Raw genomic sequence first — 13,296 nt, 5'->3', positions numbered from 1 at the left:
TGTAAATCTTCTCTGATACCAAACGACAAGAGGGCGCCATGCGCATTGCACGAGACCTTGCCGACGCAGTCGGGAAAACACCACTGATCCGGTTGAAGCGCATCAGTGAAGAAACCGGTTGTGAGATCCTGGGAAAGGCCGAGTTCATGAATCCCGGCCAGTCCGTCAAGGACCGTGCGGCGCTGTATATCATCCGTGATGCGGTGGCCCGAGGTGAGTTGAAGCCCGGTGGCACGATTGTCGAGGGAACGGCGGGCAACACCGGGATTGGGCTGGCTCTGGTTGGCGCGTCCATGGGTTTCAAGACGGTGATTGTAATCCCGGAAACCCAGTCGGAAGAGAAGAAAGACATGCTGCGCTTGGCAGGCGCGCAGTTGGTTCAGGTTCCGGCCGCGCCTTATCGCAACCCCAATAACTTCGTGCACTATTCGCGTCGTCTGGCCGAGCAACTGGCAAAGACCGAACCCAATGGCGCGATTTGGGCAAACCAGTTCGACAATGTTGCCAACCGTCAGGCGCATGTGGAAACAACCGGCCCTGAAATCTGGGAGCAAACCGACGGTAAGGTCGATGGTTTTGTCTGCGCCGTAGGCTCTGGCGGAACTCTGGCCGGCGTGGCCGATGCATTGCAGCCCAAAGGTGTGAAAATCGGCTTGGTCGATCCGATGGGGGCCGGGCTTTATTCATACTACACCACTGGTGAAATCGCGATGGAAGGCAGCTCGATTGCCGAAGGCATCGGTCAGGTGCGCATCACCAAGAACCTTGAGGGCTTCAAGCCCGACTTCTCGTACCAGATGACGGATAATGAGGCGTTGCCGCTGATCTTCGATCTGCTGCGCGAGGAAGGTCTGGTCATGGGCGGCTCGACCGCGATCAACATGGCCGGAGCAGTGCGTCTGGCGAAAGATCTTGGGCCGGGCCACACCATCGTTACCATTCTGTGTGACTATGGCACTCGCTATCAGTCCAAACTGTTCAACCCGGAATTCCTGCGTGAGAAGGAACTGCCAGTACCGGATTGGATGACTGAGGCCCCAAGAAGCATTCCGGGCGTGTTCGAGGACGTATGATGCTGACGCAGGTCCGCCTGTTTCTTACCCTTGTTTTTCTGTGCCTTGTTGGGTTCGCTGGCGGCGCGGATGCGCAGCTGAGCAACCGGCAGAGCGAGTATTACCAGGGATGGCTGAAAACGGCGGACCGTGCAGAAGATGTGATCGAGGCGAACCGCGCCTCGAACGCAGCTTTGGAAAATCTACGTTCAGAAATAAGCACTTACCGAGAGGATTTTAATAAGGCTCGGACTGCGAATACGGACCGTATTCAAACTCTGGAAGGTCAGATTAATGCACTGGGTCCCAAGCCGGAAGGCGACGCGACTGAACCAGAAGACATTGCCATGTTGCGGGCGCACCTGGAAAAACAGCTGAACAGTTTGCGCGTGCCGCGGATCATATCCGAAGAGGCATATAGCCGTGCCAATGGATTGATCAGCGAAATTGATCGCATCATTCGAGATCGTCAAAAGAAAGAACTGCTTGAGCGGAGCCCTTCGCCGGTTAACCCTGTCTACTGGGGCCCGGCCTGGGTGGACCTGACCGAAGCGGCGCGATCTCTGTACAATGAAACGGTCAAAAATCTGAGCACGGATGTTGTCCGTGAACGGATCCGAGAGCGGGGCTTGGGTATAGCCTTGTTGCTTGTCGCATCTGTGATCCTTCTGACGTTTGGGCGGGCATGGTCAGAAAGGGCAGGCGAGTATCTTCGTACACTTGGCGGATCGGGAACCGGTGTCTGGACATTTGTTGTTTCGCTATTCCGCATTGTTCTGCCGTGGCTGGGCGTATGGGCAGCCGTAAAGGCGATCACATTGACCGGTGTGCTGGGCTTGCGCGGTACCTTTCTGGTGGAAAACGTGCCCTATTGGGCAGCGCTCATCTTCTTCTATGACTGGATCGGACGTCAGATTTATCTGATGGGGGCTGCACAGGGATTCAAGCGGCTGTCTGCGAACAAGATCAGAGAGTTGCGCCTCTACCTTGATCTGCTGGCAGTCATGCTGATCCTGCACGAGATGGCCATCCTGTTCGAGCAGATCGAAAACATCGCGGACGCGACCCGCGCTGTGGTCAGTTTCCCGGTTGTCGTGTTCACCGCCTTGCTGCTGTTGCGTGTCCGTCACATCCGGGTGAACGAAATCCAAAAGGATGAACCAGACCCGAATGCAACCACACGCGGCGCCGGTTTCAGCCAGTTGGTTGAACTGTTGCGGCGCGGTTTGTTTTTGCTTGGCATCGCGACGCCGGTTCTGGCCATCTTAGGATATACCAACGCGGCCGAGGCGATTGTCTTCCCGGCAGTCAAGACCCTGATCCTGATCGCTGCTCTGGTTATCATCCAAAGATTTTTGTCCGGGGTTTACGGTTGGATCACAGGGCAGGGGGACGCTGCTCGGGATTCATTGTTTTCGGTGCTGCTGGGTTTCGCTCTGGCGGTTGTGGCCCTGCCGATTCTGGCAATTTACTGGGGTGCGCGAGAGACGGATTTGCTGGAGGTCTGGACCCAGATTCTGCTGGGATTCAATATCGGTGGCGTCACGATTTCGCCCACCAATTTCCTGACATTCGTTGCCGTATTCGCCATCGGATACACGATAACGCGTCTGTTGCAGAGCGGTCTGCGCAATTCGCTTCTTCCCAAGACCAAAATCGATCCCGGTGGTCAGAACGCGATCGTGGCCGGGTCGGGCTATGTCGGGATTACGATCGCCGCGTTGATCGCGATTATGGTGGCCGGGTTTGACCTGTCTTCGCTGGCCATCGTCGCGGGCGCCTTGTCCGTCGGGATCGGCTTTGGTCTGCAAACCATTGTTTCGAACTTTGTCTCAGGCATTATCCTTCTGGTCGAGCGCCCGATCTCGAAAGGCGATTGGATCGATGTGAACGGAATGATGGGTTATGTCCGCGATATTTCGGTCCGGTCGACTACGATTGAAACCTTTGATCGGACGGATGTGATCGTTCCAAATTCGGATCTGATCAGCGGCGTGGTGACGAACTATACCCGAGGCAACACAATAGGGCGTGTCATCGTGCCCGTTGGTGTCGCCTATGGCACCGATACGCGGCAGGTTGAAACCATTCTTGGCGAGATCGCCAACAACCATCCGATGGTTTTGGCAAACCCGGCGCCCAGCGTAGTGTTTCAGGGTTTTGGCGCGGATTCCCTGGATTTCGAGATCCGTGCAATCCTGCGTGACGTGAACTGGGTGCTGTCGGTGAAATCCGACATGAACCATGAGATCAACCGCAGATTCTCGGAAGCAGGGATCGAGATTCCTTTTGCTCAGCGCGACATCTGGTTGCGCAATCCCGAAGCTTTGCAGGCGGATGTCAAAGGTCAGAAAGACCCCGCCAAACCCGTGGAAAGCAAGCCCGAGGCTCCGTCACAAAAGCCCGCTGACCTGACAGTGGCTGATTTGGATCCCGACGCGGGTGACGAGGTTTAACGGCGTTACCCAACGTCCTTGAACGGGCCTGAAATGGCCTGCTGAGAGCCGCACAGGGGCAGGGCAACTTATTTGGGTCATTCCCGATTTTTCGCGGCATTGGGGCCTTGCAAATCTGACGACATTGGTTCACATATCGCCGGCACGGAGAGGTGGCCGAGTGGTCGAAGGCGCACGCCTGGAAAGTGTGTAGGCGGGAAACCGTCTCCAGGGTTCGAATCCCTGTCTCTCCGCCACAATCCTCCTGAAACTGATGGTTGTTGGCGCACAGTTTCCAGCCGAGTTGATTCACCAACTGTCTCCATCGCAAGTCTCACGAAGAATGGATGGGTAGTAGAGGCGTTTGCAACCAAGCGGGTGTGTTGGCTTCATCCATTGGTTTAACTGATTTGAGTTATACGGGCGCAAGGGCCTGCTGCGGTTTTCAATTGGGTTGCCTGAAAACTCTTTGCCGGACGGAGTACGCTGATCATAAACATTAACAAAAATATCAATTTGATATAGAGTTGTGGTGTTATTGATCAGTAACGCGCGGGTAATCGTGTGACACAGACACTTTATGAAAAGTATGGCGGCTTCAAAACAATCAGCCGCGTTGTGATGACGTTTTACGAGATGGCGTTGGACTCTGACGACATCGGCCATTACTTCGAAGATATCGATATGCCCCGACTGATTGATCATCAGACGAAATTTGTGTCCTCGTTGATCGGAGGTCCTGCATCATTCAATGACGACAGAATTGAGGCTGTGCATCGGCATCTGAACATCTCGCACGATGAGTTTGACGTTATGGCTGAATTGTTCGGCGATGCACTGAGCGCTCATGGTATGTCGGATGGTGATATCCAAACAGCGCTGGCCGCAATTGAGGGCAAACGATCCATCATCGTCGTCCGGACTGCGGCATGAGCATACTGGCGATCAATGAGCAACTGTTGCGCGCCATTGGTGTTGGTGTCGCCGTGGTACGTGCCTCGGATCTGGAGTTTGTCTTTCACAACGGACCTTTCGCAGAATGGTTTGGGGCACCGGAAGAAGGCAACACGCTTAGAGACATTCTGCCTGATCTCGACCCCAAAGAACTGGAGGATGTCAAACAGTCTGGCCTCAGGTATTCCGTCGAGCTTCAGATCAAACCCAAACGCCGGACACTTATTTTTGCCGTGGCGGTGTCGCTGGCCAATGGGCTGTCAGAGCAGGTGTTGATTGTGGAATGTCAGAACATCACCCGCATTCGCGAATTGGAAAGTATGATCGACAGCTATTCCACTATGGTCGAGCGCAACACCCGAGAACTTGAGCGCGAAAAGGAGAGGGTTGAGCGCCTGTTGCTGAACCTGATGCCACGCGCGGTCTATGAAGAGTTCAAGACCTTCGGGGTCGTGACGCCTCAGCTGTATCAGCAGGTTTCGGTTGTGATGCTGGATTTTGTCGGCTTCACGGATTTTGCAGCCAAAACCGACCCAACCGTAACCCTGAGCGAGTTGAACGATATTTTCACCGCTTTTGACCGAATTGTGGAACAGTTTGGGTGTGAGCGGATCAAGACAATAGGTGACGCATATCTGGCGGTGTCCGGTATGCCTGACCCAACCCCTGATCACGCCACGGCTGTTGCGCATTGTGCCGTGCGATTCCTGCGATATCTGGAACGCAGGAACGAAAGCCATCCGCACAAATGGCAGGCGCGTATCGGTTTGGGAATGGGGGCAGCGGTTGGCTCGGTCGTCGGTATTCAAAAATATGTCTACGACGTGTTCGGCCCGGCTGTGAACATTGCCGCCCGGTTGCAGGTGTTTGCCAACCCGATGAACATTGTGGCGCCGGAAGAAATGAAATTTGCCCTGATTGACGAGTTTCAGGTCTCGGACCTTGGAACCGTCGACATCAAGGGAATGGGCGAGATGGACTTGATCAATGTGACCTCGGGCCTGAGTATGCCACAAGGCAGTCGGTTGCTCTGACCCGTTTCAGTCGTCTTGTGGAATAAGGCCCAAACCGCGCAGGTAAATGCCAATACCACTTTCCAATAAGTCCTCTGGTGGAAAAGGCGAGGTTGCGCCGGTGTTGCGGGCAAAAAGCTCAACAACACCATGGCTCATCGCCCAGATATGGGCACTGAACATCGATGCAGGCGGGCGCTTTTCTGGCGGAATGTGTTGGGACAGGTCCGCTGCCGCTTTTTCCAGAACCGACTTGGCGCGGTTGGCGGCCAAGGAAAGCTCGGTCGTGCGGTTCAGAGAGATTCCACTTTCGAACATCGCGATATAATGACCGGGGTTCTTGCGGGCAAAGGCCAAATAAGCCCGTCCGGTTGCCTCGAACGCTGCCAGCGCTGATGGCTGCCCTTTGTCATAGGCATATTGCATCAGGTCTGCGAACATCTCGAACCCTTGCCGTGCGGCCTCGGCAATCAGATCCTCTCGCCCCTGAAAATGGCGATAGACGGCGGCAGGCGTCACTCCGGCGGTTTTTGCGGCTTCGGACAGGGTAAAACCAGTTGGCCCTTTTTCTTCGATCAGGGACAACGCAGCTTCGACCAAAGCCTGTTTCAGGTTTCCGTGGTGATACCCGCGTTTCGTCATTCCGGCCTCAGCTGTCTTGATGCAGTGTTTGAAAACAACGAGATAGAGCAAACACGCAGAACCGTCCAACCCTGTTCGCCAAAACAATTCGGTGGGGTGCCGGGTTACGCATCCCAGACATCCGGGCCACCGCAAATCTGCGGATCAATCTTGCCGATACTCTTTTTGTCCTTCTCGTCATAGTCCAGCGCGTGCAGGACTGTACGGATTGCTGCAAGACGCGCCCGTTTCTTGTCGTCTGAACGCACGATCGTCCAGGGGCAGGCGTCGGTGTGCGATCTGGTCAGTGTTTCTGAGATCGATTCTGTATACTCATCCCATTTATTCAGACCCGCCACATCAATCGGGCTAAGCTTCCACTGTTTGAGCGGATCCGTCTCGCGCGCCAAAAAGCGGTTCAACTGCTCGGCACGCCCGACATTGAGCCAGAATTTAAAGAGATGGATCCCGTCATTCACCAAACCCATTTCCAATGGCAGGACCTGACGGAAGAACCTCTCACGCTCTTCCTGTGTGCAAAAGCCGAAAACATTCTCGACGACACCCCGGTTGTACCAGCTCCGGTCAAAGAAAACGATTTCGCCCGCGGCGGGCAGATGGGCGATATAACGTTGAAAATACCATTGGCTACGTTCCGCGTCCGAAGGTTTTGCAAGCGCCACATTGCGCGCGCCGCGCGGATTCAGGTTTTCGCGGAACCGCTTGATGGTGCCGCCTTTACCAGCGGCGTCGCGCCCTTCAAAGATGATCGCCACCCGATGGCCTGTTTCCTTCACCCAAGACTGCATTTTGACCAACTCGATCTGGAGAAGCTCCATCTGAGCGTCATAGTCTTTGGTCTTCATCTTCTCGCGATACGGGTATGTGGCGTTTAGGATATCGCCTTTGCCCGATTTCTTGATCTCTTCCCGCACCGCCTTGGGAGCATCTTTTTGATAATACCTTTCGATAGAACCTTTTTCGGACCGGGCCATATGTCACCTCGCGATAAAATCCATATCTTACTATGGATTAGAGCCCGGATTAACGCAAACCCGCACGCTGGGCCGCGCGATCTATGGCGGCGGCGACCTCGGGGGCGGCGACCACTTGTGGCATATGGCCGATGCCGGGCAAGTCGATGAGCTCGGCCCCCGGGATTTGGTCGATCAGGCGTTCGGAATGCCATTCAAGACCAACGGTGTCGTCGGCGGTGCCGTGAATAATCTCTGTCGGCACGGAAATCTCGCCATATCTGGGCTGCAAACGGGTAATCTCGTCCAGCAAATTGGCGCGTTGCTTGGCATTTGCGTGCATTGAGCCCTGTCGGATCGTGAGGCCGGGGCCGAAATGCTCCGCATAACCCTCGGGCGCGATCTGTGGCGCAAATACTTTGTCCAGTGCTTGCGTCACATACCAGTCGGGCACGAAAGAGCTGACCAGTGGCAGGACCAGCGCGTTGCCTGCGGCGGTTGATGCCAGCCTGTTAAACCCATCCAAAGGTGTTTCCCACGGGATGGCAGCAGGCGCGATCAGAACCAGGGCCGAGATGTTGTCTGGCCGCGTCACCGCCCACGCAAGCGAGACCGATCCGCCGTAGCTTTGGCCTGCAACGATGGGTTTTTCCGCCCCCAGCTGAGCGGCAGCCCGTTGCAGGATATCTGCCTGCTCGATGATGGTTTCGCCCTCTGGGTTAAAGCTTTCTGAATACCCCAAGCCGGGACGGTCGAACACGATAACCCGAAAGTTCTGTGCCAGAATAGGGGCCAGCGCGAAAGTCATGTCACGCGTGTTCCCGCTTGAACCATGGATCAGAACAACATCCGGACCTTCGCCCATCACAACGGCATGTACGGCGATACCATCAACATCAAGAATCTGACCTTCGGGGGGAAAGGCCGCTTCTGCCATCGCCTCATTCCTGGCGCTGCGCCAAGCGGTCAGCACGGCAAGGCCAAGTATGATGAGGCCAAGGGCTATGAAGGCTTTACTGGCCAATTTTGTTCATATCGAATGGTGTGGACTGGTAAATCTCGTTTATCCAGTTGCCGTAAAGCAGGTGCGCGTGGCTGCGCCATCGGTTCTGAGGCGTTTGTGACGGATCATCATCCGGGTAATAATTGATCGGCACGTTGATTGGCGTGCCATTGGCAACGTCCCGGTCATATTCCTGCTTGAGCGTGTCGCTGTCATATTCGAAATGGTTGAATATATAGAGCGCGCGGTGGTCCGGATCTTCGACGAGGCAAGGCCCGACATCGTCACTGCCTAGAAGAGTATTCAAGCCAGGGGCGCTGTCGATTTCGGCCTGCTTCATCTCGGTCCAGCGGCTGACGGGGATCACGCAATCGTCTGAAAATCCACGTAAAAACGGCGAAGCCGGGTTCAGGTTCCGATGGCGGAAACAGCCGAATGCTTTGGAATCCAGCATGTGTTTTCGCACGCCGTGGAAATGGTTGATCATTGCCATCCCGCCCCAACAGACACCAAAGGTTGAGTGAACATTCGTTTGGGTCCACTCGAAGACCTCGCTGATCTCGTCCCAATAGGTGACGTCACCAAACTCCAGATGCTCGATTGGTGCGCCCGTGATAATCAGGCCGTCGAATTTCTCGTCCTTGACCTCCTGGAAAGGGTGGTAGAACTCGGTCATGTGCTCGGCCGCAGTGTTCTTGGTGCGGTGTTCCGTCATGCGGATCAGGGACAGGTCGATCTGCAATGGGGTCGCACCAATCAGGCGGGCGAACTGGTTTTCCGTCTGGATTTTCTTGGGCATCAGATTCAGCAATCCAATGCGCAGGGGGCGGATATCCTGACGCATCGCCTGATCTTCGTCCATGACCATGACGCCCTCTTTGGTCAGGACGTCAAAAGCAGGAAGATCAGATGGGATTTTGATAGGCATGTGTCAGGCTTCGAAGAGAGTAAGGAAAACTGCTAGTTAGGCGTTCTTGCGTTTGGTCTCAAGGGTGCGTTCGATCAACTCATCGAAATCACCGGCATCGCGGATCTTGCCGATGTCATCTGCTGCAATTGTCAAGCCCCAGTTTTCGGCCATCGCCTCATAGCGGGGCTGCCGGTGTGCCAAAGCCTGCGCGTATGTCCAGCGGACGAAATCGTCAGGGTCCACATCAGATTCGGCACACCCTTTTTGATCCAGATACTCCGCCCATGTGCGGGTCAGGAATTCTGCCTGATAAGACATTGGTTTTGGCGCTTTATCGAACCTGCGCACCAATTCGGCCGTATGACCGTCATCCCCCTGCAACCAGATCATCAGGGTCTGGCGTGACAGTTCCGACAGGATCTGATCTTTGGGATCCTCGGGGTCGACCCACTCGCAGATCGAACCGCCCGTGTCACAGATGAAGTTCGGGTACTGATACAACCGCTCGGCGCGGTCGATGAAATACTCAGTGTCCAGAAGGGCGTGGATCTCGGCCAGGCGAAACTGTTCCTGCCGGCGGCGGTACTCTGGCATTTCTAACCCGCCAAGCGCCGGGTTGCCCGGTTTGCCCAGATAGGCGGCAACCGGTGTCAGGTTTTCGAACGAGATGTTCGAGCCGATATAGATCGAGTCCGACAAGAGCAGGTCGCGCAGGAACGGAACCTTCATGGCTTCTGCCTTGGCATTGTCGGTGATGTATTCACCCATGTAACGCGTGCCGATCCGGTAATCGATCGAGTAGTGGAACCAGTTCCCGGAATCCCTGAGGATGTTCGAGACATACGTCTTGCCCAGGCCGGACATGCCAAAGAACAACACTTTCTTACGGCGTGCGGCGCGCCAGTCTTCGGCTGAGGAGTAAATCATTGTGCGCTGTCCCTTTTTGCCTTTGCTAAATCGGGCAACGGGCGGCGTCAATCATGACGGCCAGAGCGATTGAGAACCAAAAGACCTGCGGCAAGAACAGCAAAGCCAAAATAGGCATTGGGCGACAGCGCTTCGCCCCGCAGGAACGCCCCTAGTACGATGGCGACAGGCGGAATCACCAGCGTCACCAACATCAGGTTGCCGCTGCCAGCCATGGCCAGAACACGGTAGTATAAAAGGTACGCGCCCGCGGTTGCGACAATTGCGTAATAGCCAATGGCCGCCCAGGTGATTGCTGGCAGCGCAAGACTAGGCAAACCATCTGTCAAAAGGGTCAGGGGCAGCACCAAGATGGTCGATCCGGTCAACATGCCTGCTGCGGCAACGATGGGGGGAAGGTCGGACAGCGCATATCGGGCCCATGCGGCCGCGAACGCGTATGACACCGTCCCGGCCAGAACAGCAAGCTGGGCCGTGCTTTGCAGGCTGAACCCTGTGAAGTTTTGCACGCCGATGGCGATCGTGACGCCAACGAAGCCCAGACACACGCCAATCAGTCGGGATCTTGTCAGCCGCTCATCGCGAAAAAACAAAGCAGCAGCCAGCACCCCAAACACTGCGGTCGAAGCGTTCAGGATCGCGGTCAGGCCGGTGTCTATGTAAAGCTGCCCCCAGGCCATCAGGCTGAACGGGATCACGTTGTTGAGCAGCCCCATGACCAGAAACGCTCCCCAAACCTTTGGTGCGCGCGGTAGTTCATGCCCCTGAACCCAGACCACCAGCCAAAGCGCCAGCATGGCCCAGAAGGTGCGATGAAGTACGGATGTCATAACTGGAATGGTGTCCAGCGCAATTCTTATCGAGACAAAGGATGCGCCCCAGATAAGGCCAAGCAACAAAAGCTCGGTCCAGGCGCGGGGCGAAAGGTGTTTTTGTGCGTTCATGACTTCACTGTCACATTCGGAAACTGAAACTGCGACCCGGTTCTTGCGAAAAAGCCCCGCTGAAACAGCGGGGCTTTCACATGTTCTAAGATGGTGGCGATCAGTTCAGAGCGTATGTGATCTGGAACCCCACACTCCAGGCGCTGTTGCCTGTGAATGTTGCGCGCGCTCCGGGGCCTGCGCCGTCTGCAGTTGCGTCGCCGATATCAGTGTAGCGCACACCGCCCGAGATTTTGGCTTTTTCAAGTGAGTATGTGCCACCGAGACCAATACTCCAGAACCCATCTGTCGGGCCGAGGTTTGATACAGGAGTACCTTGTGAAGATTCGTAGCCCAGGGTCACAGCGCCAGAAAACTCTTCCGAGAACTGATAGCCCAAACCCAGCGAATAGGTGAATGTGGCTTCGTCATAGTCAACCAGGTTGCTGGTCGGCGGATAGTTTGGCGGGTTGTAAACCAGCTGCGGCCAGTCAACCCAACGGACAGATCCGAACAGAAGGGTTTTCGGAGCAACACCGGTCTGGAAATCCAGGTTGATGGATTGAGGTGTTTCAATCTCGCTGTTGGTGTTGAACGTCGCAACCGTTCCCGGCGGAATTGGGGGGAATGGCGGCGGGTTCAAAGATTCGGTCTGCGAAAGATCGTGGCTGATCTTCGAGTTGTAGGTCAGTGCTACGCGGGCCGCGATCTCGGGCTTTTCCCAGGCGACACCAACGACGTAGCCGAATGCTGTGTCGGCGCTCGTGTCTACGTTATAGCCCGCAGCAAGCGGTACGGTGACCGATGCCTTCACACGCTGGGCGCGAATGCCGCCGATTGCGCTGAAGCCACCATCGAACTTGTAGCGCAGCAATGCTGTGATGGCATCCGTGTCTGCCGTTGCCCTCAGTACGTCTGTCCGACCAAACGGAACAGGGTTGATCGAAAGAGGATAGTTGCTTGCATACTCAATATCAGCGCCAAACGGCTGATCATACATGATCGCGAAATCAAGCTTTTCGGTCAGGGCGGCTTTGTAGCCCAGGTGTGGCGTGAAGAAGTCATTCGCCACCTCGCCAGAGTCCTGAGGCTGGCCAATGTTTGGACCCGCCAATGCGGGCATTGTACCGGTCACACTCGGATCAGTGTAGCCAAGCCGGAACTGAACCACCGAGCCTTCTTCGAAAATCAAATTGATCCCCTGACCGCTTCGATCAAGGCCACCTGCATGGGCTGTTACAGCCCCAACACACAGCGCGCAGGTTGTGAGTAATGTTCTTTTCATTCTGTCCTCCCTCTGGGTCTCCTGCGGGTTTTAATGGCGATAACCGTGAGTGTAACAATCGCCTGCCCGTTGTATTCCGCACGATACTTTCTTTTTGGTTACTTTAAGGTCAACTGGTGACGGAGCGTTACTTGGTGCGACTCATGTTTGGAGTTGTTGCCAAATTGCTACGATTTTCGGACCAGATGTTTAGGAAGATGCCAGAGAAGATGACCCCGGCGCCGATCAGAACCCAATGGTCGATGGGTTCGTGATACAGGATCATCCCAACCACTGCGATCGTCGGAAGACGAGCAAAGTCGAAAGGGATCACGACGGTGGCCGGGGCAATGGCCAGGGCGTTGGTGATACAGAAATGTGCCAGCAATCCGGCCAGCCCAACAAGAACGAGATACGGAGCAGTGTCTGCGTTCGGCAGTGAAATCTGACCATCGAACCCAGCCGCTGCGGCACCCAGTACAGCCTGCATTGTCGTCAGCCAGAAGACGATGCATCCAATACTTGCAAACCGGGTGAGTTTCTTGGTGGTAATCGTTGTAAACGCGAAGAAAACAGCAGACAGCGCAGCGGTAACAAGACCCGGGCTCAGCGGGGCAGAACCGGGGCGAGTGACAATTAGAACTCCTGCAAAACCGATAAGCGCTGCGACTATCTTGAGAGGGGTCAGACGTTCTTTCAGGAACAGAGGGGATAACAGTATGACCCAGAGCGGCTGCGTAAATTCAAGAGCAAAGACTTGCGCCAATGGTGCGACCGCAACAGCGTAGAACCACAGGTTCTGTCCTGTGAAATGCAGTGTGTTTCTTATTGCATGCAGCCCCAGGCGATCTGTCGAAACCTGCGCCCAGTTCCGCGTGATCGTCAGTACGAAAGCCACAACTAGAAACCCGACGATGCTGCGATACATCATGATCTCGAACGTGTCGTGAGTGAGGCTTAACTCTCGTCCGGCAACAGCCATGGATGAAAACGAGGCGATGGCACCCGTCATCCATAGGGCAGCCTTAAAGACATGACTTTGCCCGTGGCTCATTATGATGCACCCAGTTTTGGTCGCGAGGCTAAACAAGCGTTGGAGTGCAAAGCCAGGCAATAGAAAAGACGGTCAAATTTGTTTCGCCATTCAAACGCCGAAGAATGAATGGATGCAAGAATGTATCAGTGAATTTTTGCGGAAACGGCTTGAACGCACACATCAC

General features: G+C 55.2%; 12 protein-coding genes and 1 tRNA gene. 5 read left to right on the top strand and 8 right to left on the bottom strand.

The genetic code is table 11. The annotated features are described in order from the left end of the window. The first annotated feature begins 38 nt into the window (after positions 1 to 38). From AC2FNU_RS07415 to AC2FNU_RS07395, 5 genes are all read left to right on the top strand, one after another. The gene (locus tag AC2FNU_RS07415; RefSeq protein WP_475195815.1) at positions 39 to 1,073 is read left to right on the top strand and encodes a cysteine synthase A; all 1,035 of its coding nucleotides are present in this window, start codon (positions 39 to 41) and stop codon (positions 1,071 to 1,073) included. Continuing rightward, on the top strand, positions 1,073 to 3,508 hold the full coding sequence (locus tag AC2FNU_RS07410) for a DUF3772 domain-containing protein (RefSeq protein WP_496786679.1): 2,436 nt from the start codon (positions 1,073 to 1,075) through the stop codon (positions 3,506 to 3,508). Before AC2FNU_RS07415 ends, AC2FNU_RS07410 begins: the two co-directional genes overlap by 1 nt. 146 nt (positions 3,509 to 3,654) lie before the next feature. After that, positions 3,655 to 3,744 (top strand) — tRNA-Ser (locus AC2FNU_RS07405). 307 nt (positions 3,745 to 4,051) lie between these two features. Next, positions 4,052 to 4,420: a group I truncated hemoglobin gene (locus AC2FNU_RS07400; protein ID WP_496786676.1), complete on the top strand. Its 369-nt coding sequence runs from the start codon at positions 4,052 to 4,054 to the stop codon at positions 4,418 to 4,420. Next, complete coding sequence (locus AC2FNU_RS07395) at positions 4,417 to 5,475, top strand: adenylate/guanylate cyclase domain-containing protein (protein WP_496786673.1); 1,059 nt, start codon at positions 4,417 to 4,419, stop codon at positions 5,473 to 5,475. The genes AC2FNU_RS07400 and AC2FNU_RS07395 overlap by 4 nt, the downstream gene beginning before the upstream one ends. Positions 5,476 to 5,481: 6 nt before the next feature. On the opposite strand, the gene AC2FNU_RS07390 is transcribed toward AC2FNU_RS07395, so the two are convergent. The 8 genes from AC2FNU_RS07390 to AC2FNU_RS07355 form a co-directional block, all read right to left on the bottom strand. Then, complete coding sequence (locus AC2FNU_RS07390) at positions 5,482 to 6,096, bottom strand: TetR/AcrR family transcriptional regulator (RefSeq protein ID WP_171089665.1); 615 nt, start codon at positions 6,094 to 6,096, stop codon at positions 5,482 to 5,484. 104 nt (positions 6,097 to 6,200) lie between these two features. Next, a complete protein-coding gene (gene ppk2 / locus AC2FNU_RS07385) occupies positions 6,201 to 7,070 on the bottom strand; it encodes a polyphosphate kinase 2 (protein WP_171089667.1) in 870 nt (289 codons plus the stop codon). Positions 7,071 to 7,119: 49 nt separating this feature from the next. Continuing rightward, positions 7,120 to 8,073, bottom strand: coding sequence for an alpha/beta fold hydrolase (locus AC2FNU_RS07380; protein ID WP_496786667.1), 954 nt, complete (start codon positions 8,071 to 8,073; stop codon positions 7,120 to 7,122). Next, positions 8,063 to 8,980 (bottom strand): homoserine O-acetyltransferase MetA, encoded by a 918-nt coding sequence (gene metA / locus AC2FNU_RS07375; protein ID WP_496786664.1) that lies wholly within the window; start codon positions 8,978 to 8,980, stop codon positions 8,063 to 8,065. Before metA ends, AC2FNU_RS07380 begins: the two co-directional genes overlap by 11 nt. A 36-nt stretch (positions 8,981 to 9,016) precedes the next feature. Beyond that, complete coding sequence (locus tag AC2FNU_RS07370) at positions 9,017 to 9,889, bottom strand: ATPase (RefSeq protein ID WP_496786662.1); 873 nt, start codon at positions 9,887 to 9,889, stop codon at positions 9,017 to 9,019. Between the two features lie 47 nt (positions 9,890 to 9,936). Continuing rightward, on the bottom strand, positions 9,937 to 10,833 hold the full coding sequence (locus AC2FNU_RS07365) for a DMT family transporter (RefSeq protein ID WP_496786659.1): 897 nt from the start codon (positions 10,831 to 10,833) through the stop codon (positions 9,937 to 9,939). Positions 10,834 to 10,933: 100 nt separating this feature from the next. Further along, positions 10,934 to 12,097 (bottom strand): OmpP1/FadL family transporter, encoded by a 1,164-nt coding sequence (locus AC2FNU_RS07360; protein ID WP_496786656.1) that lies wholly within the window; start codon positions 12,095 to 12,097, stop codon positions 10,934 to 10,936. Between the two features lie 127 nt (positions 12,098 to 12,224). Beyond that, entirely contained in the window at positions 12,225 to 13,130 is a 906-nt protein-coding gene (locus tag AC2FNU_RS07355) for a DMT family transporter (protein ID WP_496786655.1), read from the bottom strand. Between the last annotated feature and the right edge of the window lie 166 nt (positions 13,131 to 13,296).

Source organism: Ruegeria sp. BHSB064 (genome assembly GCF_059613205.1).
Note: the sequence above shows the minus strand (reverse complement) of the source record. Positions and strands in the feature narration are given on the sequence as shown.